25 protein-coding genes are annotated in these 25396 nt (G+C 45.0%); 4 read left to right on the forward strand and 21 right to left on the reverse strand.

The annotated features are described in order from the left end of the window. Positions 1-5: 5 nt before the first annotated feature. The 18 genes from B2U47_RS04260 to B2U47_RS04345 are packed head-to-tail and all read right to left on the reverse strand — an operon-like array spanning position 6 to position 17884. Complete coding sequence (locus tag B2U47_RS04260) at positions 6-890, reverse strand: glycosyltransferase family 2 protein (RefSeq protein WP_296678893.1); 885 nt, start codon at positions 888-890, stop codon at positions 6-8. A gap of 25 nt (positions 891-915) precedes the next feature. Further along, complete coding sequence (locus B2U47_RS04265; protein ID WP_296678891.1) at positions 916-1593, reverse strand: class I SAM-dependent methyltransferase; 678 nt, start codon at positions 1591-1593, stop codon at positions 916-918. 30 nt (positions 1594-1623) lie between these two features. Continuing rightward, positions 1624-2514 carry an alpha-1,2-fucosyltransferase gene (locus B2U47_RS04270; RefSeq protein WP_296678889.1) on the reverse strand — a complete coding sequence of 297 codons (891 nt, stop codon included), beginning with the start codon at positions 2512-2514 and terminating at the stop codon, positions 1624-1626. Further along, complete coding sequence (locus B2U47_RS04275; protein WP_296678888.1) at positions 2511-3827, reverse strand: glycosyltransferase family 4 protein; 1317 nt, start codon at positions 3825-3827, stop codon at positions 2511-2513. The genes B2U47_RS04270 and B2U47_RS04275 overlap by 4 nt, the downstream gene beginning before the upstream one ends. Beyond that, positions 3824-4759, reverse strand: coding sequence for an NAD-dependent epimerase/dehydratase family protein (locus B2U47_RS04280; protein ID WP_296678887.1), 936 nt, complete (start codon positions 4757-4759; stop codon positions 3824-3826). Before B2U47_RS04280 ends, B2U47_RS04275 begins: the two co-directional genes overlap by 4 nt. Positions 4760-4765: 6 nt before the next feature. Beyond that, a complete protein-coding gene (locus B2U47_RS04285) occupies positions 4766-5734 on the reverse strand; it encodes a glycosyltransferase family 2 protein (RefSeq protein WP_296678885.1) in 969 nt (322 codons plus the stop codon). Beyond that, a complete protein-coding gene (locus B2U47_RS04290) occupies positions 5731-6486 on the reverse strand; it encodes a DUF268 domain-containing protein (protein ID WP_296678883.1) in 756 nt (251 codons plus the stop codon). Before B2U47_RS04290 ends, B2U47_RS04285 begins: the two co-directional genes overlap by 4 nt. A gap of 25 nt (positions 6487-6511) precedes the next feature. After that, complete coding sequence (locus B2U47_RS04295; protein ID WP_296678881.1) at positions 6512-7210, reverse strand: FkbM family methyltransferase; 699 nt, start codon at positions 7208-7210, stop codon at positions 6512-6514. After that, entirely contained in the window at positions 7207-8082 is an 876-nt protein-coding gene (locus B2U47_RS04300; RefSeq protein ID WP_296678879.1) for a glycosyltransferase family 2 protein, read from the reverse strand. The genes B2U47_RS04295 and B2U47_RS04300 overlap by 4 nt, the downstream gene beginning before the upstream one ends. Continuing rightward, complete coding sequence (locus B2U47_RS04305) at positions 8082-8909, reverse strand: class I SAM-dependent methyltransferase (RefSeq protein ID WP_296678876.1); 828 nt, start codon at positions 8907-8909, stop codon at positions 8082-8084. The genes B2U47_RS04300 and B2U47_RS04305 overlap by 1 nt, the downstream gene beginning before the upstream one ends. 59 nt (positions 8910-8968) lie before the next feature. Next, complete coding sequence (locus B2U47_RS04310) at positions 8969-9787, reverse strand: TylF/MycF family methyltransferase (RefSeq protein ID WP_296678874.1); 819 nt, start codon at positions 9785-9787, stop codon at positions 8969-8971. Further along, positions 9777-11039, reverse strand: a complete 1263-nt coding sequence (locus tag B2U47_RS04315; RefSeq protein WP_296678872.1) for an ABC transporter ATP-binding protein — start codon at positions 11037-11039, stop codon at positions 9777-9779. The genes B2U47_RS04310 and B2U47_RS04315 overlap by 11 nt, the downstream gene beginning before the upstream one ends. A 2-nt stretch (positions 11040-11041) precedes the next feature. Next, positions 11042-11866, reverse strand: coding sequence for an ABC transporter permease (locus tag B2U47_RS04320; RefSeq protein WP_296678870.1), 825 nt, complete (start codon positions 11864-11866; stop codon positions 11042-11044). Further along, positions 11863-12792 (reverse strand): GDP-L-fucose synthase family protein, encoded by a 930-nt coding sequence (locus tag B2U47_RS04325; RefSeq protein WP_296678868.1) that lies wholly within the window; start codon positions 12790-12792, stop codon positions 11863-11865. The genes B2U47_RS04320 and B2U47_RS04325 overlap by 4 nt, the downstream gene beginning before the upstream one ends. Beyond that, on the reverse strand, positions 12785-13882 hold the full coding sequence (gene gmd / locus B2U47_RS04330) for a GDP-mannose 4,6-dehydratase (RefSeq protein ID WP_296678866.1): 1098 nt from the start codon (positions 13880-13882) through the stop codon (positions 12785-12787). The genes B2U47_RS04325 and gmd overlap by 8 nt, the downstream gene beginning before the upstream one ends. A 26-nt stretch (positions 13883-13908) precedes the next feature. Continuing rightward, positions 13909-15336 carry a mannose-1-phosphate guanylyltransferase/mannose-6-phosphate isomerase gene (locus tag B2U47_RS04335; RefSeq protein ID WP_296678864.1) on the reverse strand — a complete coding sequence of 476 codons (1428 nt, stop codon included), beginning with the start codon at positions 15334-15336 and terminating at the stop codon, positions 13909-13911. Then, entirely contained in the window at positions 15333-16718 is a 1386-nt protein-coding gene (locus B2U47_RS04340) for a phosphomannomutase CpsG (RefSeq protein ID WP_296678863.1), read from the reverse strand. Before B2U47_RS04340 ends, B2U47_RS04335 begins: the two co-directional genes overlap by 4 nt. Further along, entirely contained in the window at positions 16718-17884 is a 1167-nt protein-coding gene (locus B2U47_RS04345) for a nucleotide sugar dehydrogenase (protein WP_296678862.1), read from the reverse strand. The genes B2U47_RS04340 and B2U47_RS04345 overlap by 1 nt, the downstream gene beginning before the upstream one ends. A 214-nt stretch (positions 17885-18098) precedes the next feature. On the opposite strand from B2U47_RS04345, the gene recC reads away from it, so the two are divergent. Then, a complete protein-coding gene (recC, locus tag B2U47_RS04350) occupies positions 18099-21278 on the forward strand; it encodes an exodeoxyribonuclease V subunit gamma (RefSeq protein WP_296678860.1) in 3180 nt (1059 codons plus the stop codon). Here recC and B2U47_RS04355 read toward each other — a convergent pair. Then, positions 21235-21888, reverse strand: coding sequence for an HAD family hydrolase (locus B2U47_RS04355; RefSeq protein WP_296678858.1), 654 nt, complete (start codon positions 21886-21888; stop codon positions 21235-21237). The two genes, recC and B2U47_RS04355, sit on opposite strands and share 44 nt — an antisense overlap. A 120-nt stretch (positions 21889-22008) precedes the next feature. On the opposite strand from B2U47_RS04355, the gene B2U47_RS04360 reads away from it, so the two are divergent. Continuing rightward, a complete protein-coding gene (locus tag B2U47_RS04360; RefSeq protein ID WP_296678855.1) occupies positions 22009-22497 on the forward strand; it encodes an RNA pyrophosphohydrolase in 489 nt (162 codons plus the stop codon). On the opposite strand, the gene B2U47_RS04365 is transcribed toward B2U47_RS04360, so the two are convergent. After that, positions 22494-22919, reverse strand: coding sequence for a CopD family protein (locus B2U47_RS04365; RefSeq protein WP_296678853.1), 426 nt, complete (start codon positions 22917-22919; stop codon positions 22494-22496). The two genes, B2U47_RS04360 and B2U47_RS04365, sit on opposite strands and share 4 nt — an antisense overlap. A gap of 4 nt (positions 22920-22923) precedes the next feature. Further along, a complete protein-coding gene (locus B2U47_RS04370) occupies positions 22924-23427 on the reverse strand; it encodes a TlpA disulfide reductase family protein (RefSeq protein WP_296678851.1) in 504 nt (167 codons plus the stop codon). Between the two features lie 74 nt (positions 23428-23501). On the opposite strand from B2U47_RS04370, the gene argC reads away from it, so the two are divergent. Both argC and B2U47_RS04380 read left to right on the forward strand, forming a co-directional pair. Beyond that, the gene (gene argC / locus B2U47_RS04375; protein WP_296678849.1) at positions 23502-24533 is read left to right on the forward strand and encodes an N-acetyl-gamma-glutamyl-phosphate reductase; all 1032 of its coding nucleotides are present in this window, start codon (positions 23502-23504) and stop codon (positions 24531-24533) included. Positions 24534-24567: 34 nt separating this feature from the next. After that, the gene (locus B2U47_RS04380) at positions 24568-25395 is read left to right on the forward strand and encodes a DUF6776 family protein (protein ID WP_296678846.1); all 828 of its coding nucleotides are present in this window, start codon (positions 24568-24570) and stop codon (positions 25393-25395) included. Position 25396 lies beyond the last annotated feature (1 nt).

A 25396-nucleotide genomic window follows, 5' to 3' on the forward strand; every position in this document is an offset into this window, starting at 1 on the left:
ATAGTTTAAGCATTTTCTTCAATTTCTATAATGGTTTTTATATGTTGCTGTGCTTCTCGCATGATTTTTTCAGGGATAATGGTTGTCTTTTGTTTCCTGATTAATGCGTTCAAGTAAGGAATGGGTGCAAGGTAGTCAAATGTGCTTTTTATAAAGAATGCTGAAGTTGCTTTTGCTAAATTTGACCATTGTTTATGATGAAGGAAAAAATTAATTTGAGAGTTAAGTAAATTTTTTCGGGTGGCAATGATTTTCCTTGGTTCTAAATGCCGTTGTCTATAAGCTAGTAAAACGTCATCCAAACAGTGAAATTGACTGTGAGCGGAGGTTCTTAACAAGAGTTCCTGATCTTCTACCCGTTTTACTTCCGGGATTTTGTAGAGGTTTTTTTTGAACCAACTCGCTTTTCCCATCCATGTCGGATGAGGCATGTAAATGGTGTTCCATAGATTTTTGGTGATTTCAGCATGAGACTGCTTGTAAGGTAATAATCCTGTGATACTGTAATCAGTATCTTTAAAGGCAATCGAACGAGTAGATAACAAGTCTATTTCTGAATGTTCTTCAAGGAATTTTATCTGCTTTTCAAATCTTAGCGGGAATGAAAAATCATCACCATCCATTCGAGCAATATATTTACCCCGAGCCAAAGCTACACCTTGATTAAGACGCATAGTCAATCCTTTGTTAACTTGGTCATGGATAATATGAATTCTATGGTCAGGAATAGATTTGACGATGCTCAGTGTTTGATCGGTTGACCCGTCTTCTAGTAATAAAATTTCAAAGTCCTGAAATGATTGATTAAATAATGAGTGAAGTGCAGAAAAAATGGTGTCTTGGCAATTATAAACTGGGAGTATTACTGTTAGTAATGGGGGAGCGCTCAAGATTATTCTTCCAAAAACTTCTTAATCATTGCAAAGGGCGACGAGCCAGCATATTGAGAGAGAAGAATTCTCCAAAGGGTTCATGTGATAAAGAGCCATCAACGGTTCCAGGGACAAAGTGTGGCTCATGCGGGTACTCTTCGCAGGCTTCATATCCTACAGATTCAAGTAAGTAAGAAAGCCATGTGGCATTAAAACCAGTTTTATGATGGTCATACTCGTTAACTTGCCCCCCGTAGATTAATCCAATCCACGGAGCGTTGCCTTTAGTGTGGAAGTGAGTAAGATTTTTCTGGTAAATACTTACAATGCGATCTATATCAGGGACGGAGATACGTAATATCCCCCCGGGTTGCAATATTTCAAACCAACGTTTCAGTATTGGTTGAATTTCATCGTGACTGAAATGTTCCAGTACATGACATGCATAGATTTCACTGGCACATCTGTCTGGAAAGTTACGAAGTTTGCGGATGTCATCAACAACATCGACAGCAACCGTGTGAAGTGCATCGACGTTACAAAATCCTTTGATTTTGATGTTGCCGCAACCTAAATGCAGACGATAGGGAGGCTGGTTTTGGTCCAGATAATTTGCTCTAGGGATCAGGGCAGCTTTGGTAGCGTTGACTTTGTTAATAAGTGAATAAACAGCTTGTCGTTGTTGGACTGTCGTAATCTTTCTCAAAATTTGACGTAACATGGGAAATTATCTCATAAATTTAAGCGGGTATTAAAGTCTGACCCATGAATCTGGAATCAAATCTTTTGTACTTATTTGGGTGTTTGTATACCATTGCTTAGGGGCAATGACGATCTTCTGGGGGAAGTTTCCCAACCAAGCCCCCCACCAACTGAAAGAGCTGTTAGCAATAACAAAGTGTTTGCAAGCAGCCATCAGCCAAAGGTCTTCGTGTGCATTTTTTGAATGGTTAATATCAACAATAGTTGTTGGGGTAGACCAACTAAAATTTTCCTTAACCCATTCAGGTTCATCAGAAAAAACAAAAATGTGAGTGTTTTTTTCTGCTTTTTCAATAAGAGATATGCCATTGTAATAGTATTGCAGATCGCAGCTTCCATGAAAGGCATTTGCTGTTGCGTTACTGATATAATCGCCTCGCCGTATATGAATGCAAATAGCATTATGTTGCTTGATAGTCTCCAGCATCGCTTGGGAGTCTAAAGATAAAGCACGGGGTGTTCCTATTTCTTGACGGATGATATGAGCTATTTCGGTAAAATATTTTTCTGATTGCCAATAGCCATTTATCCATGAAGGTGGCTTGAGATTAATTATGTGAGGGTCAAAGTCAGGTTTTTTTTCATGGTGTATGTTAATTCCATCTTTTTTGAATGGAAAGTACTTCGTGATTTTCCTTAGCATTTTTCCAGCTATTCCTGGTAAATACTTATACTTTGAATCACATTGTTGCACTTCGATATTAAGATTAAATGGCGTAAGTGCATACTCACGAGGTGTAGAGCCTTCTGGTGTATTTGTAAAATACGTTAAATCAAAGAACAGCATGGCATTATTTTTATAGGCTATAGTTCTTCCTGCGGCATATTGAAAAAGTTGATTTCCTAGACCACCTTGCAAACTAACAACTATTTTATTCATGATGTCTTATTTTTGACCTGATGTGCGATTAAACTTATAAACAGGTTTTCGTATTTTTTATAGAGGGTGTCCCAGTTAAAGCTTTCTTGCGATGCCTTTTTTCCAGCTTGAGAGAGGTCTAATAGCTTTTGTTCGTTTTTAAGTAAATCTATAATGTACGCAGCTAATACTTCGGGGTTTACTCTGGTGTACCCCTTTTCATCAGTAGGAGCAGGGCAGATCTCCCCTCCGCCTGTCCATACGGTTATTTCTTTAGCATTGCCGACAGGAACGCTGATAAACGGTAGTCCTGCTGCACATGCTTCGTATAATACTAGCGGGGAGTATTCAATATTGGAAGCAAAAACAAAAATATCAGCGTTTAAGTAGGCTTGTATTAATTCCTGTCGGGGTAAATTACAAATGATGACTTTATTGTCTGCTTGTTTGTTTGCATTTATACGCTCCAATGTCTTTTTGATTCTTAGTTGTAATCCAGTTTTTACTCCAAATCTAGCTAGCATTGTACTGATTATGACTTTACCGGTAATGTACCATCCGTTTGTTTTTGCATAACCAGCAATGTATTTCCATAATTCTGAAATGGTTTTGCCTGTATGTTGAACTGGCATGGTGTTTCCATTCAATATCAAACTTGTATTTTTAAGCTGCTTGCTTATGATTTCAAATGCGCTTAGGATTTCAAGATGTCCTTTTGTTCCTGTAAATGTTCCAACAGTCATGATAATTTTGGCATTTTCAGGAATATCCATTCGTTGTCGGAAGGTCTGGTCAGTTGCTACAGAAAATTCTGTAATATCAGCCCCGTTAGGAATAATGCTGAAATGATCTAGGTGATTCTGCTGCCCAAAAAAAAAGTCCCGATACTGCTCAGCATGGTAAATGATATGATCGAATTTTCTAAGAATATCCGGGAGTTGTTTAAAATAATCTTTATATGCAGGGTCTTGTAGGCCAGAATATCCACAGGGAACAATAATTTTCTTTGCTTTGATCTGATCTAGAATCGGCCATAATCCATCAAAAGTCCATTGCTGAGCCGCGTAAATGAAAATCAGATCGAATTTTGAGCTCAATACGAAATTTTGGTACTGGCTTAGTTCACCTTGTAATCCTCTGACATTATTGCCTGAAATAGAAAAAGAGAAAATATTAACCTGATTCCAGCTATTAAAATTTCTATTTTTTAGGGCGGTGGTGGCAATACTGATGTCATGCCCCTGATGAGCAAAACGTTCTGCTAATTGGCGAACAACTTCTTGTACACCGCCAATACTTGGATAATAGAATTCTGCACAAAGTAGTAATTTCATGGTGTACTTTCTTTTACCCATTTCCACGTGGCAGCAAGTCCTTCTTCAAAACTTGTTTGCGAACGCCAACCAGAAATGTAGGTTAGTTTGGCGGCACTAAGTACATTGGAACTTACATCAAATGGGCGAAGGGGAAGTACTTCAATATCCAAAGAAAACCCATCAAGTTTAATATGATGATTGATCTTTTCTAGAATGGTGCGATTATCCATGCCTATCCCCGTACCTATATTATATATTTCACCGGGAATCCCATTCTCAAGAGCTGCTAGGATGCCTTCAACCAAGTCTTTTATATATATATAATCACGGATTGTCCCGCGTTCGCCAAACATTTTTACAGTTTTTTGTTTTTTTCCTGCAAATAATGCAGTTGATACAAACCCTTGACCAATATTTCCCCGTTGCCCAGGGCCATAAGGGTTACTGGGGCGCACGATAAGTAACGGTAACGACTGAAAATGATGATACATTAGCCCATATTTTTCCGTGGCTAATTTTGTTATGCCGTATGGGGAGAGAGGATTGGTTGGGTGGGTTTCATCTATCGGTAATCTTAGTGGAGTTCCATATACCGTCCCGCCAGATGACACCAACATAAATCGACGTAAAGATTTCTGGCTAGCTAGTTTTAGTAAATTGACAGTAAATGGCAAGTTTGCGCTAATATCTAAAATTGGGTCATCAAAACTAGTTTTTGGCACAGTCGCATAGGCTAGATCAATGACTTCATCACATTGATCCATGACTTGAGATAATCCTTCAAGATTTGAGGGGTCAATACATACGTATTCAATATTTTTGTTTATAAGTGTTTTTGGCTTTTCATGTCGTCCTGCAACAATAAGTTTTTTGTTGTTCCTTTTTAGAATCAGTTCTACAAGGTGGGAACCAATAAATCCTCCACCTCCTACAATTAAGCACTTGCTCATCTATTCTTAATTCTGTTTTAATCGTCTGAGTAAATTGAGTATGGGGGCTGGAATCATTTTTCTTATCGCTTGTTTTTTGATGTGCGATAGTATGCGTTGGTAGTTACAGTTAAACTCGCTACTCCAAGCCGTGGGGGAGTCGCTGATTTTGTATGCTGCTTGCGCAAACATACTGATTGCGGTTTTCATCGATAATTGGGTAGAAGGGGTTGACACACCATGATAGAGTTTGCTCAAAAGCATAGATTGCTCTAATGTGTATTGCTCTGATAATAAATAATGAATGTTTTCAGCAGATATTCGAATGACCTTTTCCTGAAATGGATTATTACTCGTGCGAGACATGCTACCTGCTACTTCCCTATAAGCAGTTAAAACTGAATCCAAATTCGCAATATTATATTGTTTAGCAAGACGCGACCATAATTCATAGTCTTCTGGTGGCTGGCGTGCAGGATCAATGCAGTAACCACCAAGTTGTATCAGGGGGGCACGGCGTAATAGCATTGAAGAGTGCACAAAAGGGTTATCAAAAAGCAATATAAGTTGTAATGTTTTATTCTCAGTCGGGTGATGATGGTATCTTTTCGTAGGATTATTGTCTTGGCGTATTTCAGCCCAAGTTCCAACACCAGCATAGTCTGAGTGTTTATTAAGAAATGAAATTTGTTTGGCAAGTCTTTCTGGATGCATCCAGTCATCTTGATCTTGTCGGGCAATAAAAGAACCCTGTGACAAATTTATGCCTCGGTTAAGCGTGGCTGCAAGCCCGATGTTATTTTGATGGTAAGCTTTGATTCGGATATCTGTGAAAGAACAAATAGTATCCCATGATTTATCTGTTGAACCATCGTTTATAATGATAAGCTCAAAATCTTGGAATGTTTGATCTAAAACACATTGGATAGCATCTTTCAGCCAAACTTCGCCATTATAAACTGGTAAAATAACACTAATAAGAGGATGGAGATTCATTGTAAATATTTTTTGAACCAGTAACAACCACAACCATAATGTTGTGAATCAATCATACTTTCAGGCGGGTTGATGATCAAACCAGTAGGCGCATCACCATCAGGAATAAGAGACATTTCAACCAATTCCATACCTGTAAAATAATTTATAAACTGTTGATTGTTGTAAACCCGATGGGCGTTAAAACATATTCGTGCCTGTCCAACGGGAACTGCAACCAATAAATATCCTCCTGGTTTTACAACGCGTATCAGCTCATTGATAGCCTTGATGTCACCCTCAGGATCTAATGGATCACCGTAACGCCCTAGACCTATATGTTCAAGAACATGCATACAGGACAAAGATTCTATGGAGTTTGTAGGCCAGTCTAAAGAAAGTAAGTCTGCGGATAAGCTTTCTAAACCGCTAAGGACTACAGGTGCTGGACGATAATCATAAAACTTTGTTTTGATAAATGCAGAAACGATTGTGCAAAAATGCAAAGTGGAAGATATGTCTACATGCAGATTTGGGGATATGCTAGCAAGGATACGAGCTGCCCATGCTGGATGGTAAATATAATGACGGTCAAACGCCGTTGTAACTGTACTATCATTCAAGCAGGGATAACGGTCATTCCATATTGGGATGCGATTAATATTTTGTGTGTCACTAAGCTCAAGAAAATTTTCAAAATCTTGTTTAAATTTTTTGTGTGATTGTTGTGTTCTTATTATTTTTGATAATTTATTTTTGAGGTTTCTTAACATGGTTTTTTATTAATTGGATATTTATTTAATTGATTCTTTGTTCCCAAGAATCTTTATGTAAGAAAATAGTGTTGATATATGTATCAGCATAAGAAAAATAATTGTTTTCTTGCATTATTTCGAAAATTTCACTTATTTTTCTGCTGCTTTTGTTTTGGGAGTATGTGAGTGTTTCTATGCAGAGTATGGGGGGAGGACATATGTTAAAATCCCAAGCTTCAAGTATGGCTAAGTCCATCCCCTCTACATCTAATGACACAAATGATGGTGGTGTTATTGGGAAATGTTTTTCCAATAAGGTATTTATATGAAGGTTTGGAACAGTTTCTTTGGCAATAATTTGATGTTCTGAAATTTGTTCATATAATTCGGCAGTAGATGCTTGAGTTGTATTTAATGTATCAGATGACATTTCGTAAAAGGAAATACTTTCTTGATGAGAAGAGCTTATTGCTGCTCTCAAAAAAATATCATGAGGACGTTTTTTTTTGATAACATCCGCAATTTTTGTATCTGGCTCAACGAGAATACCGCTGAAACCGAGTTTATAGAAGTAATATGTGTTATTTAGGTTGATTGGGTGATTGGTTCCAATGTCTAAATAAGAAAAGTCGGTTAAGCCAAGCCACTGTCGTAAGAAATCAATAATTAAGTCTTCTCCACATTGTGAATAACTAACTTTTTTATGAACATTGTTCTTAAATATTCGATTGAGGATTTTCATAAAAGATTCTTTAATGTTTTTCTGAGTAAACCAATAGTTAATGGCAGTGCGATTGGCTTTTTTGAGGTTTTGAGAGCGTACAAAATACTGTTAATATTGTCTGATGTGGATAAATTACAGGCTATTTCTCTAAAATAGCTTGACAGATGTTTGCCGGCAACGTCATATACATAGTATTTGTTGAATAAGTCTATGTTTTCTTGTGCAGACAAAAGTTTATTTTTTTCACATAAACGAGAAAGCTGCTCTTTTGAGTTGGTTGTGATATTTACTGTCGGTTTATCAATGTATTTAAAGCTAATATTCTTGGTTAAAAGTATGTTTAAATAGTATTCGGTATCTGCTACCCATGTAAACTTGGGGTCGAATGGTTTATGGACTTCCTTTCTTACTGCAATTACACTTGGTGAGCCCACTAAGTTACCCCAGAGTAAAACCATTGGATTTTCTTCAACTATTTTAAGGTCTTTTTCGCTTATAGAATGATAAAACAAAAAGTTTTCTTTTTCCCCTACTGCGTTACACGCAGAAAAAGTAATGTCGCATTCTCTGTCAATAATTGATTTCGTTGTTTCTATAAGACTTAAATCTGTTGTAAACCAATCATCGTGATGTAAGATTTTAATGATGTTTCCTTCGGCAAAGGAAATGGATTCATTCCAGTTTTTTACTGCTCCAAGACGCCGCTTGTTTTTGATGTAACGAATTCTTTTGTCTTTTGTCTTTAGTAAGAGCGAGTTTTTTTGCTCGCTATCATCTGTAATAATTATTTCAAATAAGCACTCTTTCTGTATAAGTATTGATTCAATAGCTCGCTGAAGTAATTCAGGCTGTTGATAAGCAGGAATACAAACTGAAATGAGATTTGGCATTAAAATAATTTTCTAATCGATGACTTTAGATTTATTATAAGTTGTTTTGTTAGTCTGTATATTAATGCTTTTGAACCATGATCGCCTACTTGATGACTATTAATCTCAGATGTTATTGTGTTTTTTTGTGCGAAAATCAAGAATTGGTAAGCGGTTAGATATTGATCGTTTCTGTTTGTAATGGCTAATAATATGTTTTCCCATGCATAGCGGAAAGATATTTTGCTGGGAAAGGTGAATTGGTTAAGAATAAAAGCTTTTGTGATATTTAATTTGGCCGAGAATAGTATTTCATTTAAAGTTTTAAATGTAAAAAAACGTAAATGTGTACTCTCTAATATTCCGGATTTTGTATATTGAAAATAGCCTCGCATTAATGATAATCGTATGGAAAAGTGTGCAATGTTAGGTGTGCTGATTAAGAAGCGAGCATTTGGTTTGGCATGATCGCTGAGTAAATGTAATATCTCATCTGGATATGGAAGATGTTCAATTACATCAGCGAGAATAAACCAATCATACTGTGCTAAATCATTCTTTGCTATGAAATCTTCAATGTTGGTCTGATAAGTTTTTCTGTAATAGGCATGTGGAAAGTTACCTTCAGGCAATGAAGGGTCAAGTCCATCGATAACTATTCCACTTTTGTTTTGTAATAATTTCCCTAAGATACCACTGCCACATCCAATATCCAGGACAATACCATGATCAATAATTGAGTGTATTTGATTAAGTGGATTACAAGGATCAGATAAGATCCAAGATACTAAGCTTGGATCTTCTGTGTAAGTTTCTGACGATCTTTTTAGGATACTGCTATACTGCATTTTTAACAATAATTTCTGTGACTACTGAGTATTCATGGATAATTATGAATTTGGAACTGTTATTTTGTACGTTTCCAGTATACTCCAGTACCATCTATTTCTTTGATTTCATCAGTTATATGGTGTTCTTTTCTGAAGTCATGAACAGCTTGTGAGCAGTTTGGCAGACAGTAGTCATCAATAATGATATAGCCACCAACAGAAAGTAGTGGATATAAATTAGTCAATGCATCCATTGTTGACTCATACATGTCGCCATCCAAACGTAATATAGCTAGTTGTTTGATGCCGGAATTAGGGAGTGTGTCTTTGAACCATCCTTTCAGAAAAACAACCTGAGAATCTAATAAGTCGTATGCTTGAAAGTTTTTTTGAACACTCTCTAATGAGACTTTCAGAAAATCATAGGTGTAATGTGTATCACCAATATCTTGTGGATATTTTTCTGTGTTTGGTTTTGGCAGGCCTTCAAAAGAGTCTGCAACCCAGACTTGACGGTCGGTGATATTGAATGTTTTTAATACACCTCTCATGAAGATAACAGAGCCTCCACGCCAAACACCTGTTTCGATGAAATCTCCAGGTATCTCTTGTTCAAGGACGTCTAGGATACAGCTTTCTAGGTTATTGAGCCTCTTTATTCCAATCATGGTGTGCGCATCTTCAGGCCAATCTTGACCAAACTCACGTTTTTGATAATCACAAGGAGCTGGAATAATTACTCGTGAAGCTGGTGGTAAGAGTTTGGATAATAATTTGCCTTTGATTCCTGTTGGAGTCATGGTTTGCCACTCTTCATGCCCATGTACCCAGTTGGTTAAGGTCTTTTTTAGTAAATCCAAGTAAATTTTCTGGCTGTGATTACAGCTAATTTTCATTTGATTTTCCATGTAAAAGGGGTTGAGTATTATTAAATTCAAAGTTCAAATCCATATACCCCCAGTCGGGAAGTCTTTCTATATGAAATGAAGTCGTATTACTAAGAATGGAAAATGTTGCGCAATGCTTAACACTATCGAGCGTCTCACCTTGGAATATAATGCTTGCACTAATTAAGTATCTTCCTGGAGTTAATGCTGGATTGTTAATTGTGCAGTGTGCATTTATTTCCTCATTAATGACTTTTGGTTTGAAATCTACCCAAGATGATAATAATGTGGCAACTCTAGTGCCGTCTTCTGCGTCAATGCCAAATGCAATTTGCATATCTGTTCGATGTTGTAGTTTTTTTTCTATATGTATTTTTATTGTTATATTGATTTGATTGTTTTCTTGGATGATGGCTTCTATGTTCGTTATTTTGGCATCTCCACTTCCACCACGACCTGAGTTATTTTCTATGGAAAAGATTCTTTCTTTAGAAATATCAAGATATATATTTCTGGCATCATGTACGCTGCCATCAAAAAACATACGCCCTTTGTTTAAAACAATTCCTCTGTTACATAGAGAGGTCATAGCATTCATGTTGTGTGTGACAAACAATACTGTTCTGCCTGATTGATTTAAACTTTCCATTTTGCCAAGGCATTTATTTTGAAACTGGATATCTCCTACAGCAAGTACTTCATCAATAATGAGAATGTCGGAATTTAAATGTGCGGCTACAGAAAAAGCCAAACGCATATACATTCCGCTGGAGTATCTTTTTACGGGAGTGTCAAGGAATTTTTCTATTTCTGCAAAAGAAACAATTTCATCAAATTTTTGATTAATATCACGCTTGGACATGCCAAGAATTGCACCATTTAGGAAAATATTTTCTCTGCCTGTTAACTCTTGGTTAAACCCTGTGCCTACTTCCAGTAGGCTGGAAATTCGTCCATGAATTTGAATTTTTCCAGAGGTTGGTTCTGTTATGCGAGAAAGTATCTTTAATAATGTTGATTTTCCTGCGCCATTATGCCCGATGATTCCGACACGCTCTCCTGTTTTGATTTTAAACTCAATATCACTCAAAGCGAAAAATTCTTCATATGCTTGTTCTTCTGCAAACGTATTATTGAGGCGTTTTTTCCATTGAGCTATTTTTTGGGGTATTATGTCTCTGATAGTGCGATATTGTTCTATTTTTGCATGGCTAATGACGTATTTTTTTGATAGATTTTCAACTTTAATGGTGACGCACATAATTATATTACATCCGCGAATTTTTTCTCTGTCATGCGAAAGTATTTGATGCCAAAAATAAGTAGAATTGCAGTTATACCTATAGAAATGCTTATATTGATGGGATCTATTTTATGATCACCTCCAAGGATTGCCCATCTGAAACCATCGATAACGCCAACCATTGGATTAAGAGCATAGAGGTATTTCCACTGCTCAGGGATAATGCTGGAAGTAAAGCCGACAGGAGATAAAAATAAGCCTAACTGAATGATAAAAGGAATAATGTGCCTAAAATCTCGGTACGTGACATTTAAGGCGGCAAGAAAAATTGATAAACCGAGAGAAACGCTAATAGCAAGAAAAATGAAAAATGGTAAAAAAATGACCTGCCATGGGGGAGAGTGCTGATATGCAAACATCAATAAACACAGAATAATAAGAGACAGTAATAAATCAACTAGACAAACACCTATAGCGCTCACTGGAATAAGTAATCGAGGGAAGTAAACCTTGGATATAAGATTGGAGTTTGTTATCAGGCTATTACCAGCATCATTCAACGCTGTTGCAAAAAAAGTCCAAGGTAATAAAGCTGCAAAAACCATTATAGGATAGGGAGCCTCTCCTGATGGAAGATTTGCAATTTTGCCAAATATAATGCTAAAAACAATCATGGTGAGTACTGGGCGTATTACAGCCCAGGCAATACCGATAACAGTTTGTTTATAACGAACCAATATATCTCGCCACGCCAAGAAATAAAGCAATTCTCGATAGTTCCATATGTCTTGCCAGTAACGCTGTTCTGTTTTACCAGCTTCAATAACTAAATATGGTTTTGTCATGTTGTTTGCTTCAAGAAGTCACGGGCGGTAAGTTTTATCCCTATTACTAGTGAAGTGTTGTAACACCAACCACATTGTTTCAGTAAAGAAACATCCAACACCTTCCGCATAGTCCCATCCGGCTTACTCGCATCAAACACAAGTCGTCCTTCAAACCCAACTACATCCATGATGGTTTCCGCCAGCTCCCGAATCGTTACATCTTGCCCCGTGCCAACATTCAGCAATGACCCTGCATAACCCTTTTCCATCAAAAATACGCAGGCATCCGCCAGATCATCTACGTACAAAAATTCGCGCCGGGGTGTACCCGTTCCCCACACTACCAGTTCCTTGTCACCGCGCAGTTTTGCCTCATGTGCTTTGCGCAACAGGGCAGGTAGGACATGGCTGGTTTCCAGATCATAGTTGTCATTCGGGCCATAAAGATTGGTCGGCATGACACTCACATACTGTCGCCCGTACTGTGTGTTATATGCCTCACACAATTTGATTCCGGCAATCTTCGCAACCGCATACGGCTCATTGGTGCATTCCAGTGAGCCGGTCAGCAAGTATTCTTCCTTGATCGGTTGCGGGCAATCACGCGGATATATGCAACTGCTGCCAAGGAACATCAGGCGTTGCACCCCGGCGAGATGAGCACCATGAATCAGGTTCGCTTCAATCATCAGATTCTGATAGATGAAATCAGCGCGGTAGGTATTATTTGCGTTAATTCCACCGACTTTGGCAGCAGCGATAAAGATGTAATCCGGCTTTTCTTCCTGAAGGAATTGCTGAACAGCAGCTTGATTTAGTAAATCCAGTTCTGAGCGGGTACGGGTCAAAATGTTGGTGTAACCACCTGCTTGCAGGCGGCGCACCAAGGCACTACCAACCATACCCCGATGCCCGGTCACAAATATTTTCGCGTCTTTATTCATGGTAATTGAATGTTCCAAAGCCATGATTCTTTACCAGTTCATCACGTTGGGCGGCTTTAAAGTCTTCCTGTACCATTTCTTGTACCAGTTCGGCGAAGCTGATTTTAGGTGTCCAGCCCAGTTTGGATTTGGCATTGGAGGGGTCGCCCAATAATGTTTCAACTTCTGTCGGGCGGAAATAACGGGGATCAACCGCAACAATGCACTTGTCAGTGGCAGCGTCGTAGCCTTTTTCTTCCACGCCGTGGCCTTCCCAGCGTATGCTCATACCCAGTTCCTTGGCAGCAATTTCCACAAATTCACGCACACTGTATTGCACACCAGTTGCAATCACGAAATCTTCCGGCTGCTCCTGTTGCAGCATCAACCATTGCATTTCCACGTAATCGCGGGCGTGTCCCCAGTCGCGCTTGGCATTCATGTTGCCAAGGTAAAGGCAGTCTTGCAGACCCAGCTTGATGCGTGCCAAGGCGCGAGTGATTTTGCGGGTGACGAAAGTTTCCCCCCGGATCGGGCTTTCATGGTTGAACAGAATGCCGTTGCAGGCATACATGCCATAGGCTTCCCGGTAGTTTACTGTAATCCAGTAAGCATACAGTTTGGCGACAGCATAAGGGCTGCGCGGATAAAACGGGGTGGTTTCCCGCTGCGGAATTTCTTGTACCAAGCCAAATAGTTCCGAGGTAGATGCCTGATAAAAACGAGTTTTCTTCTCCAGACCTAGGATACGGATGGCTTCCAGGATGCGCAACGCGCCCAAAGCGTCCGAATTGGCGGTGTATTCAGGTTCTTCAAAGCTGACAGCAACGTGGCTTTGTGCTGCCAGATTATAGATTTCATCCGGTTGTACTTGTTGAATGATGCGGATCAGGCTGCTGGAGTCGGTCAAATCGCCGTGATGCAGGATAAACTTGCGTTCAGTTTCATGCGGATCCTGATAAAGGTGATCAATCCGATCGGTATTGAACAGGGAGGTGCGGCGCTTGATGCCATGAACAACATAGTCTTTGTTCAGAAGGAATTCGGCGAGGTAGGCTCCATCCTGTCCGGTGATGCCTGTTATCAGCGCAACCTTATTATTTGTTTCCATTGATTCTGATCCATCTTGTGATTGTATTAATGGGTGCGCCCGTAGGCATCTTCAAACCGGACAATATCATCTTCCCCTAAATAACTGCCTGATTGTACTTCAATGATTTCCAGGGGAACCTTGCCAGGATTACTCAGGGAATGCATTTCTCCCAGTGGAATGTAGGTCGACTGGTTTTCTGTCAGTAGCAGGGTTTTGTCACCACAACGCACTTCGGCAGTGCCGCTAACGACAATCCAGTGTTCGGCGCGGTGGTAGTGTTTTTGCAATGACAGCTTGGCGCCGGGTTTGACGACAATACGTTTGACCTGAAAACGTTGTCCCACATCAATGCAATCATACGTGCCCCATGGACGGTTGACTTCACGGTGCAGGTTGGCTTCCTGACGCTGCAGGTGATTAAGCTGCCCGACAATGTGTTTGACATCCTGTACCTGATCGCGGTGTGCCACCAGCGTGGCATCCTTGGTTTCCACTACTACCAGATTGTCGACCCCAACCAGTGTGACCAAGCGGTGTTCTGCGTAGACCAGATTGTTTTGTGCCTGATGGGTAAGGGTGTCGCCATGCAGTACATTGCCTTGGTCATCCTGCTGGCTGACTTCCCATACCGCTGACCACGCACCAACATCATTCCAGTGTGCATCCAGCGGGATGACGACGGCATCGGCAGTTTTCTCCATGACCGCATAGTCAATGGAAATGGAGGGACAGGCGGTAAAAGCTGCCTGATCCAGCCGGATAAAATCAATGTCATGGCTGGGATGTGCCAGTGCAGCCCGACAGTTGCTTACTATGTCTGGATGGTATTTCGTTAGTTCCGCCAGTAAGCGGTCGACCCGGAACAGGAACATGCCGCTATTCCACAGGTATTCACCACTGTCAACATAACGGTTGGCTGTTGCCGCATCGGGCTTTTCCACAAAGGCAGCAACCCGCTTGGCAGTGATGTCGTCCAATGTTGCGCCTTGGCGGATATAGCCATACCCGGTTTCCGCTCGCAGGGGAACAATGCCGAAAGTTGCCAGATAGCCCGCAGCGGCTGCCTGTGCCGCGTGCTGGATAGCCTGATGGAATACAGGTATATCCTGGATGACATGATCGGCAGGCAATAATAGCATCAAGGCATTAGTCTTGCCTTGTGCTTCCAGATACAGGGCTGCCAGGGCAATGGCGGGTGCAGTATTGCGCCCAACAGGCTCCAGCAGAATACCCTGATGGGGAATGTTCAGGCTATGTAACTGTTCTGCCACCATGAAACGGTGTTCTTCATTGCATACGATCACTGCGTGGTCGAGCTGTGGAATCCCCTGCAAGCGCAGGAGAGTGCTTTGGAATAGGGTTTGCTCACTGACCAGCGGGAGAAACTGTTTCGGGCGTAACTGACGGGACAAGGGCCACAAACGTGTACCAGAGCCTCCAGATAAAATGATGGGAATGATGGTAGCAGTCATTTTGGGGGGTACTCCGTTGTTATCAACTGCCCAATTTCCTGAGTTTTTTGTTGCATAAGAAGAATATCTGCACGGCTCTCCACGTTGAGGCGCAGTACGGGTTCGGTGTTGGAACCACGCAGGTTAAAACGCCATGTATCGAATTCCATGCTCAAACCATCCGTGTCATCAACGACACAAGGCAGCTTCCCGGAATAGTGTGTGCGGATGGCAGTGATGGATGCCTGTGTATCGTGGACGTGGAAATTGATCTCGCCACTACATGGATAACGCTGAATACGTGCATTGACCAGGGCTGAAAGCGGCTGGTTTTTCATGCTCATCAGTTCCGCCACTAGCAACCAAGGAATCATGCCGCTGTCGCAGTAGGCAAAATCACGGAAATAATGATGAGCGCTCATTTCCCCGCCATAAACGGCATTTTCCTGCCGCATCCTCTCTTTGATGAAAGCGTGTCCGGTTTTGGACTGGATGGGTTCACCGCCAGCCGACCTGACAATATCTTGTGTATTCCAGGTCAGACGTGGGTCGTGAATGATTTTTGCGCCTTTGTGCTGTTGCAGGAAGGCTTCTGCCAGCAAACCAACAATATAGTAGCCTTCAATGAACTCCCCGTTTTCGTCAAACAGGAAGCAGCGGTCGAAATCACCATCCCAGGCAATACCCATATCTGCTTGATGGGCAATGACTGCGTTGCGTGTATCCGCACGGTTTTCCGGCAACAAGGGATTGGGGATACCATGCGGGAATGTGCCATCAGGCTCATTGTGCAGCTTGATGAAAGTGATCGGCACGTTGGCTTGCTGGAATGCCTGTTCCAGTGCATCCACGACATGACCGGCTGCGCCATTGCCAGCATTGACCACCAGTTTTAACGGCTTGAGTCTGAATACATCAATGTAACCAAGCAAATGTTGGATGTAGGCAAGGAGACAGGACTGTTGGGTATAAGTGCCGCGACCTGTCACGACCGGGAAGTTGTTGTCTTCTGCCAGCCGTTGAATATCTTTCAGCCCACTGTCGCCACTGATGGGCTTGGCGTCTTCCCGCACCAGCTTCATGCCGTTGTAATCCATCGGGTTATGGCTGGCGGTGACTTCAATACCACCATCAACACCCAAATGGAAGGTGGCGAAATAGACTTCTTCGGTACCTGTCAGGCCAAGGTCAATCACATGGATGCCGGAATCCATCAAACCATTTGCCAGTGACTGTTTCAGGGCAGGGGAAGTTAACCGGACATCAGCGCCAACAACGACGGTTTTACCATTCCCCAGTATGAGACCGTAAGCCCGTCCAATACGATAAGCAATCGCTTCGGTCAGTTCCGTGTCCAGTTTGCCGCGAATGTCGTAGGCTTTAAAACAGGTCAGATTGTTCATCAATCACTACCAAACAAATCCCGCGTATAAACCTTCCCCGCCATATCCCGAATCTCATCCGTCATCCGGTTGGCAACGATCACATCGCTCATCTGCTTGAAGGCTTCGAGATTACGGATTACTGCTGAGCGGAAAAACGTTTCCTCCTCCAGCACCGGTTCATATACCACCACATCAATGCCTTTGGCTTTGATGCGTTTCATGATCCCCTGAATGGAGGATGCCCGGAAATTGTCCGAGCCGGATTTCATGATAAGCCGGTAAATCCCCACCACACGTGGGTTCCGCTTGATAATGCTGTCAGCAACGAAATCCTTGCGGGTGCTATTGGCATCCACAATCGCCCGGATCAGGTTTTGTGGTACTTCGCTGTAGTTTGCCAGCAACTGCTTGGTATCTTTCGGCAAGCAGTAACCACCATAGCCAAACGACGGGTTGTTGTAATGGTTGCCGATACGCGGATCAAGGCAGACACCTTCGATAATCTGGCGTGAATCCAGTTCGTGGGTGGCGGCATAAGTATCCAGTTCATTGAAATACGCTACCCGCATGGCAAGAAAGGTATTGGCAAACAGCTTGATGGCTTCTGCTTCGGTCGCGTCGCTAAACAGGGTTGGAATACCCTGTTTCAATGCGCCTTCTTGTAGTAAGCGGGCAAAGGTTTGTGCGCGTTCGGAGCGTTCACCAATCACGATGCGTGACGGATACAGGTTATCGTACAGGGCTTTGCCTTCGCGCAGGAATTCCGGCGAAAAAATGATATTTTGGGTGTTGAACTGCTGACACACTCGTTGCGTGTAACCGACAGGAACGGTCGATTTGATCACCATGACGGTCTGCGGATTGATGGTCAATACATCCCGGATAACCGCTTCCACTGATGCAGTATTGAAATAATGTGTTTCGGCGTCGTAATCGGTCGGGGTGGCAATGACGACAAAATCCGCGCCCTGATAGGCATCCTGCTTGTCCAGCGTTGCCCGAAAATTCAGGTCATCACGTTGCAGAAAGGCTTCAATCTCGGTGTCAACGATAGGCGATTGCCTGGCGTTAAGCAGGGCAACCTTTTCCGGGATGATGTCGAGTGCCACCACTTCATGATGTTGCGCTAATAACATGGCGTTGGAAAGGCCGACGTAGCCCGTTCCGGCAACTGCAATTTTCATGTTTTTATGAATCCTTGTTCTTTTGTCGTTCTGGTGTCTGGCACGCTACCGCCCTACCGCGTAGCAGTATAAAAATATGCCGAATATCGGCGAAATGACACGGATTGTCCCCTAATCATGCGGGAATGACAAGGGCGCTGCTGATAGCTTGTGCAACGCACAGTACGCTGGTGTTCATGTTATAGTACGGCAATATCAATCACCTGCTGAAACTATGCTGCACCTGCATCATTCTAACCATCTAGAGCAACTCGCCCGCCATTTCGCCGCACTTCAGCGGGTTGCGCCACTTGCACCGTTAGCGCAGGAACATGTTGTCGTGCAAAACAGTGGCATGGGGCGCTGGCTTTCCCTACAAACGGCAATGATCAACGGTATTGCTGCCAACACCCGCTACCTGTTTCCGGCGGAAATGACTTGGGAGTTGTTGCGTGCAGTGCTGGAGGATGTGCCAGAGAAAGATCCCTGCGCTCCCCCGATCTTGCGCTGGCGTCTGTTTGAGATTTTCTTGCAGGAACCGGAACAATGGCCGGAACTTGCCCATTACCTGCATACGGGTGAAGAAGGTATCTGGCAGCTTGCAGGGCAGATTGCCAAGGTGTTTGACCAATACCTGTTCTTCCGCCCGGAATGGATCAGGGAATGGGAGTCTGGTAAAGGGCAGGGGAGTGACTGGCAAGCCCGTTTGTGGTGGCGGGTGGCGGGAGAGCCACATTTGCCACATTGGGTACGTTTGCAGGAGCGCTTTGCCCATGCCTTGAGTATCCGCGAGGCTCCTCTCAAGCCAGCAAGGATCACTTTCTTTTCTGTGCCCGTGCTTTCGCCCGGTTACGTGCAGTTGCTGGCGCAGGTCTCTTGGCATATAGATGTGCATGTCTATCTGATGAACCCCAGCCCGCAATACTGGGGTGACATCGAGTCGGAAAAGCGTAAACGCAAACAGCCCAGCAGAGTGCAGGAACTGGTGGCGGTGGGCAATCCGCTGCTGGCTTCCTGGGGCAGGCAGGGGCGTGATTTTCTGGATTTGCTGATTGAGGCGGAAGCGGATCTTGATGGCGATGAACTGTTTGTAGAACAGGAAGAGTTTAACCTGTTACAGCGTATCCAAGTGGATATTTTGCATCTGCAAATGCCTGAAGAAAAATCTCCCCTCTTTGCGAAAGGGGGGGAGGGGGGGATTTCCCTGCATTCCTGTCATTCCCCCATGCGCGAAGCCGAAGTTCTGTACGATCAGTTATTGGCTCTGTTTGCGGACAATCCCGACCTGACTCCGGCTGATGTGGTAGTCATGATGCCGGACATCGACACCTACGCACCGTATCTGGATGCTGTGTTTACAGCGGCAGAACACCCCTTGCCGTTCAGCATCGCCGACCGCAGCCCCGGTCATGCACAAGGCATCCTCAACTTGTGCCAGCAGTTGCTGGAATTGCCGCAGGGGCGCTGTGATGCCGAAAGCGTGCTGGCCTTGCTGGAGTTTGAGGAGGTACGTTCTCATCTGGGTATGGATGAAGCACAGGTCATGCAGTGCCGCGAATGGATCCGTGCAGTGAATATCCGTTGGGGAACCGATGCACACATGCGCCCGCAACGCGGTGGTGCCGGTACGCCGGAACACACCTGGCGTTACGGGCTTGATCGCTTGCTATTGGGCTATGCCTTGCCGGGTGATGCTCTGTTTGCCGAGGTATTGCCTTTCAACGAGATTGAAGGCAGTCAGGCGGAAATGCTGGGGCGCTTGCAGCAGATGCTGGATGCAGTCTTCGCACTGGTGCAGTGGAGTGAGCAGCGTGAAATCTTGCAGGAATGGGATTACCGTTTTCGGCAACTGTTGAAAGCTGTGGTGGGTGAACAAACCCCGTTGCAGGCGGTATGGCAGGCACTGGATACACTCCGTAAAAACCAGCAGTTGGCGGGCTTTGCACAGGCGATGACCTGGCCAGTGTTCCGCAGTGCCTTGGCAGAACAGCTTGACAAGCGCAGTGAATCGGAAGGTTTCCTGGGGCGGGGGATCACCTTTTGTGCCCTGATGCCGATGCGTACTGTGCCGTTCCGCTTTGTTGGGCTGCTTGGCATGAACGATGGCGTATTTCCGCGCCGTGATACCCGCGCCAGTTTCGACCGGATGGGGCAATCGGTAAGGCGTGGCGACCGCCTCAAGCGTGACGAAGACCGTTACCTGTTTCTGGAAAGCATCCTGTCGGCACGTGACTGGCTGTATATCAGCTATGTAGGGCAAAGTTCGCAGGACAACAGCGAGCTGCCTCCCTCAGTACTGGTCAGCGAATTGCTGGATTATCTGGAGCGTTGTGAATCAGGCAGCAGCAAACGCCTGTTGACCCGACATCCGCTCCAGGCATTCAGCCGCAAGTACCTGACGGGGCAGGATGGCTTGTTTACCTACAGTTCACGTTTTGGCAGAAACCCGGCCTTGTCAGAGGAAAGTAGCACCCGTTTGGGCTACCGTTTTACCCCCTCCCTGACAAAGGGCGGCTGGACAGGGTGTCTGCCTGTTCCCGATGCCAGCTACCGGAACGTCAACCTGTCAGATCTGATCCGCTTCTTCCAGCATCCTGCCCGCTTTTTCCTGCGTGAGCGCTTTGGTTTGCGCCTTGGAGAGCGGGATTATGAAATTCCAGTGCGTGAGCCGTTTGCGCTGGAAGGTTTCACCGATACTGACATTCGTGCCGTTATTTTTCAGCAATTGCAGCAGGGTGCGGAAGCTGGCAATGCCTTGCCGCTGCTGCGTGCGCAAGGCTTGCTGCCGCACGGCAAACCGGGTGACTTGCTGTTTGCCCGCGAAGTTACCGTGGTGGAACGTTTCTTTAATAGTTTGGAACTGCCCACCGAATGGGAACGGCAGGCGTTTAGTGTAACACTGGGGGATTTTCAGCTCAGCGGGGTGGTTGGGCAGTTAACGCCGCACGGGCGCAAGATCCATGCGCTGGGCAAACTCAGTTACTGGCAATGGTTGGACATCTGGTTGCAACATCTGGCACTGAATCTGCTGGAGGCAAAGACATGCCCGCCCCAGACTGAGGTCTATTCCCCGGAACAGCATTTTCTGTTGTTACCACAGCCGGATGCAGCAGAACAGTTGGCGCAACTGCTGAGCTGGTATTGGCAGGGTTTGCAGGAACCGCTGCCATTTTTCCCCAAGACCGGTTTCAACCTGATGGATCAGGCAGAGCCGGATGTGCTCAAGGTCATGAGTACCTGGGAGGGTAGTGGCAATTTTGCCGGGGAGAGGGAAAAGCCCGAATACCGTTTGTTGTACCGCGATGAAAATCCGCTGGAAACGCAGGCTGAAACGTTTTTGCATATTGCTGGTGGGGTATTCGGGCGGCTATTCAGCGCAAGGACAAAACGGGCCAGCCGCGTTCCTGCGCTGTAGCCCGCAATACCGGGTCAGGGTTGACGGCAACCGGATTTTCCACCATTTCCAGCAAGGGCAGGTCGTTGCGTGAATCGCTGTAAAAATAGCTGCCTGCCAGGGTTTCGGCGCGGTCTTGCAACCATTCCTGCAAGCGGCTGACTTTGCCATGCTGGAAGCAGGGTGTGCCTGCCACTTCACGGGTGTAACGTCCATCCACGATCCGGGGTTCGGTAGCCAGCAAGTTGCCAATGCCGAAGGCTGCTGCAATCGGGCGGGTGACGAAACTGTTGGTGGCAGTAATGACCACCAGTGTATGCCCTGCTTCCCGATGTTTGTTGACCAGTTCATGGGCGGCGGCTGACATGATGGGCAGAATGGTTTCCTGCATGAAATCATGGTGCAGAGCCGCCAGCTCCTCCATGTTGCGTTCGCTCAGGGGCTTGAAGGCAAAGGCGGAATATTCGTGGATGTTGAGTGTTCCCTGCTGATATTGCCCGAAAAAACGCTGGTTTTCAGCTTCGTAGGTTTGCGGGTCAACCAGCCCTTTCCTAACCAGAAATTGTCCCCATTCATAGTCACTGTCACCGCTTAACAGGGTGTTGTCCAGATCAAAAAGTGCCAGGGTCATGGCTTGCAGAACTCCCGTAGAGAAAAATGGGCGATTGTACCCTGTTTCTGTCGTGATGAAATTGCCGAACCATGACGGTTTGTGAAAAAATCAGGGCATATTCAGCTTTGGAGAAATCTCGTGATTGATGAGGAAGGATTCAGGGCCAATGTTGGCATCATCCTCTGCAATTGCGATGGCAAAGTGTTTTGGGGAAAACGGCTGGGGCAGGACTCCTGGCAGTTTCCACAGGGAGGCATTGATCGAGGAGAGACACCGACAGAGGCGATGTTCCGTGAACTCTATGAGGAGCTGGGGTTGCGGCAGGAACATGTTGAAGTCGTCGGACAAACCCGTGGTTGGTTGCGTTATCGCATTCCCCATTACATGATTCGCCGTCGTGCGAAGCCGTTGTGCATTGGGCAGAAACAGCGCTGGTTCTTGCTGCGCTTGTTGTGCCACGATCATGCGGTTAATTTGCAGGCAAGTGAAAAACCCGAATTTGACCATTGGGAATGGGTGGATTACTGGAAACCCGCCAACCAGGTCGTGTTTTTCAAGCGCCGGGTATACCGGCGGGCGCTGGGCGAACTGGAAGCCCTGATGGCCTGTGGCATGGGTGAAGCCTAAAACGGTTTCACCACCGCCAGCGCGATAATGACAATCAGCAGGATGCTGGGTGCTTCATTAAACCAGCGATACCACTTGTGGTCACGGGTATTGGCGTCGTTGCGGAACGTCAGCATTAGCCGGTAACAGGCATAGTGGTAGGCAAACAGGGCAGCAACCAGCAGCAGCTTGGCATGGAACCAGTGGCTGGCAACCAGCAAATATTGCCAGTTGAGTGCTAGCATGGTGAAGCCAAACACCGCAGTAATTGCTGCGCCAATGGTCATGATGGCAAACAGCCTGCGTTCCATTATCTTGAACAGTTCAAAACTGCCCCTATTTTCCGGCATGGCGTGATAAACATACAGGCGTGGCAGGTAAAACAGCCCTGCAAACCACGTCACCATGAAAATGACGTGGATAGCCTTGACCCAGATATACATGCTTTTATCCTTTCAGCAATTCGCGGGCGGTTTGTTCCAGCTCGGCGGGAGTCCATTCGCCCAGCTTGCGGGTTTTGATCTTGCCATCAGCCGTGATCATCAGTGAAGTCGGCGTAACCCGTACATCAAAGGTTTTTCCCAGCTCGCCGTTCTGGTCATGGGCGATGGTGTAAGTCATGCCTTTTTGTGCCTGCATGGTGCTGATTTCGGCCGGGGTATCATACGACATGGCAACCGCAATGATGCGGAAGCCGGTTCCCTGCATTTTCTTGTCCAGTTCCACCAGATGCGGAATTTCCTCGACGCAGCCAGGGCAGGAGGTCGACCAGAAGGTCAGCAGATAGGGTTTGCCTTGCAGGGAATCCAGATTGAGCGTTTTTCCATCCAGGGTTTGGATGCTAGTGGCAGGCGGAACGCTTTGCACCCCTTTGCCAGTTGTCATTAAAAAGAATGCAAGAATGCCTGCGATGAATGCCAGTATGGCAATGCCTTTTATATCCAGTTTCATAGTGCAGTGGTTGTTAATCGTTAAGGAAGGCGTATCATACAGGAATTTTTCGTGTCAGTAGAAAAAGGGTAGTTGTGAAAAGGAAGATTGGTATTGTCGGCGCGACCGGTTATACAGGTGTGGAATTATTACGTTTGCTGGTCAACCATCCGGGTGTTGATATTACTTACGTGACTTCGCGTGAACATGCTGGCAGCCGGGTGGATGCCATGTTCCCCAACCTGCGCGGCTTCCTTGATCTGACATTTTCAGCTCCTTCCAACCAGCAACTGGCGGAATGTGATCTGGTATTCTTTGCCACCCCCAATGGCATTGCCATGAAAAGCGCCCAGGTATTGCTGGATGCAGGGGTGAAAGTAATTGACCTTGCTGCCGATTTCCGTATCAAGGATGTTGCCTTGTGGGAAAAGTGGTACGGGATGCAGCACGCCAGCCCGCAACTGGTGGAAGAAGCTGTGTATGGTTTGCCGGAACTCAAGCGCGAACAGGTACGTGGAGCAAGGCTGGTTGCCAACCCTGGTTGCTATCCGACTGCTGTCACGCTGGGTTTGTTGCCGCTGGTGGAAAACAAGCTGATTGATCTGGAACAGGTTATTGCCGATACCAAGTCTGGCGTAAGCGGGGCAGGGCGCAAGGCCGAAGTGCATACCTTGCTGGCAGAAGCCGGGGACAATTTCAAAGCCTACGCGGTGGCAGGTCATCGGCATCAGCCAGAAATTGCCCAAACGTTATCCTTGCTGGCGGGTTGTCCGGTCAAACCGACGTTTGTTCCGCATTTGTTGCCCATGATAAGGGGTATCCACGCTACACTTTATGCGACGTTGACTTCCGCCACAGATTTACAGCCATTGTATGAAGCCCGCTTTGCCAATGAGCCGTTTGTGGATGTGCTGCCTGCTGGTTCCCATCCCGAAACCCGTTCGGTGCGTGGAGCCAACGTTTGTCGGATTGCAGTACATCGTCCCGGAAATGAATCACGGGTTGTGGTACTCTCCGTTATTGATAATCTGGTTAAAGGTGCAGCAGGTCAGGCCGTACAAAACATGAACCTGATGCTGGGCTTTGCCGAAAATACTGCATTGGGGAATCCTGGTTTGTTGCCCTGATGTATCTGACAGTCAAGGATGCAAGTAAACTGGCATGAGCCTGGAATATAAATTTGAGAATCGCGGTACGGTGCAGGTGCGTCCTACCGGCAGCGACAAACGTTCCCCTTGTTGGTACATGTTGGGCGCTGTTTTGTTGTTGCTGCTGCTGTTAGCTGCATGGATGTTTGTCAGCGGTTATCTGACGCCTGCCAGTTCAACGGGTATTCATGCCATGACCTTGCGCGGCAAGATGAACGAGCAAGAAAAGCTGATCAGCAAACAGACAGATAGCATTCGTGATCTGGAAGAGCAACTGGCTTCCGCCCGGCGCGAGCATCAAGTGCAGGTTGTTGCCAATGAAGAGTTGGGCAAGAAGTTTGCTGTCGTAGAAGCTGATCTGTCCACCGAGCGTGAAAAACTGATGTTGTATGAAGGTATCCTTTCGCCCACCGGACTGGATCAGGGATTGCACATCCAGCATTTTGGCATCAGGCAACGCCTAGTTGATGCGCAAGGTAAAAAGGTTGAGCAGGGATTTTATCAGTACCATCTGGTATTGGCGCAGATTCGTGGGGGAGATACCGTACTGGATGGCAACTACACCATTACAGTGAGTGGCAAGCAGGATGGCAAGAGTGTCACTGTGACCCAAACCGATGTCACTCCTTCCGGGGAAAAGGCACAGACAGCTTTTTCTGTTAAGCATTACCAGAGTCTGGAAGGCAATCTGTTATTTCCCAAAGATTTCACACCAGAATCTGTCAAGTTGAAAGTAATACTGGCGGCAGGTGATTCCCCGGAACGTCTGACCAAAAGTTATGATTGGGCTACATTTAGCAAGTCAAGAAATGATCTGACCGAATCCACCCAGAAGGAGTAAT

It is taken from the genome of Thiothrix sp. UBA5583 (assembly GCA_002425225.1).
In the GTDB taxonomy this organism is placed as follows: Bacteria; Pseudomonadota; Gammaproteobacteria; order Thiotrichales; family Thiotrichaceae; genus Thiothrix; species Thiothrix moscowensis.

Bases quoted from the DNA above. Each gene is read 5' to 3' on its own strand.
- B2U47_RS04265 (WP_296678891.1), bottom strand. From the start codon at position 1,593: ATGTTACGTCAAATTTTGAGAAAGATTACGACAGTCCAACAACGACAA.
- B2U47_RS04270 (WP_296678889.1), bottom strand. From the start codon at position 2,514: ATGAATAAAATAGTTGTTAGTTTGCAAGGTGGTCTAGGAAATCAACTT.
- B2U47_RS04275 (WP_296678888.1), bottom strand. From the start codon at position 3,827: ATGAAATTACTACTTTGTGCAGAATTCTATTATCCAAGTATTGGCGGT.
- B2U47_RS04280 (WP_296678887.1), bottom strand. From the start codon at position 4,759: ATGAGCAAGTGCTTAATTGTAGGAGGTGGAGGATTTATTGGTTCCCAC.
- B2U47_RS04285 (WP_296678885.1), bottom strand. From the start codon at position 5,734: ATGAATCTCCATCCTCTTATTAGTGTTATTTTACCAGTTTATAATGGC.
- B2U47_RS04290 (WP_296678883.1), bottom strand. From the start codon at position 6,486: ATGTTAAGAAACCTCAAAAATAAATTATCAAAAATAATAAGAACACAA.
- B2U47_RS04295 (WP_296678881.1), bottom strand. From the start codon at position 7,210: ATGAAAATCCTCAATCGAATATTTAAGAACAATGTTCATAAAAAAGTT.
- B2U47_RS04300 (WP_296678879.1), bottom strand. From the start codon at position 8,082: ATGCCAAATCTCATTTCAGTTTGTATTCCTGCTTATCAACAGCCTGAA.
- B2U47_RS04305 (WP_296678876.1), bottom strand. From the start codon at position 8,909: ATGCAGTATAGCAGTATCCTAAAAAGATCGTCAGAAACTTACACAGAA.
- B2U47_RS04310 (WP_296678874.1), bottom strand. From the start codon at position 9,787: ATGAAAATTAGCTGTAATCACAGCCAGAAAATTTACTTGGATTTACTA.
- B2U47_RS04315 (WP_296678872.1), bottom strand. From the start codon at position 11,039: ATGTGCGTCACCATTAAAGTTGAAAATCTATCAAAAAAATACGTCATT.
- B2U47_RS04320 (WP_296678870.1), bottom strand. From the start codon at position 11,866: ATGACAAAACCATATTTAGTTATTGAAGCTGGTAAAACAGAACAGCGT.
- B2U47_RS04325 (WP_296678868.1), bottom strand. From the start codon at position 12,792: ATGAATAAAGACGCGAAAATATTTGTGACCGGGCATCGGGGTATGGTT.
- gmd (WP_296678866.1), bottom strand. From the start codon at position 13,882: ATGGAAACAAATAATAAGGTTGCGCTGATAACAGGCATCACCGGACAG.
- B2U47_RS04335 (WP_296678864.1), bottom strand. From the start codon at position 15,336: ATGACTGCTACCATCATTCCCATCATTTTATCTGGAGGCTCTGGTACA.
- B2U47_RS04340 (WP_296678863.1), bottom strand. From the start codon at position 16,718: ATGAACAATCTGACCTGTTTTAAAGCCTACGACATTCGCGGCAAACTG.
- B2U47_RS04345 (WP_296678862.1), bottom strand. From the start codon at position 17,884: ATGAAAATTGCAGTTGCCGGAACGGGCTACGTCGGCCTTTCCAACGCC.
- recC (WP_296678860.1), top strand. From the start codon at position 18,099: ATGCTGCACCTGCATCATTCTAACCATCTAGAGCAACTCGCCCGCCAT.
- B2U47_RS04355 (WP_296678858.1), bottom strand. From the start codon at position 21,888: ATGACCCTGGCACTTTTTGATCTGGACAACACCCTGTTAAGCGGTGAC.
- B2U47_RS04365 (WP_296678853.1), bottom strand. From the start codon at position 22,919: ATGTATATCTGGGTCAAGGCTATCCACGTCATTTTCATGGTGACGTGG.
- B2U47_RS04370 (WP_296678851.1), bottom strand. From the start codon at position 23,427: ATGAAACTGGATATAAAAGGCATTGCCATACTGGCATTCATCGCAGGC.
- B2U47_RS04380 (WP_296678846.1), top strand. From the start codon at position 24,568: ATGAGCCTGGAATATAAATTTGAGAATCGCGGTACGGTGCAGGTGCGT.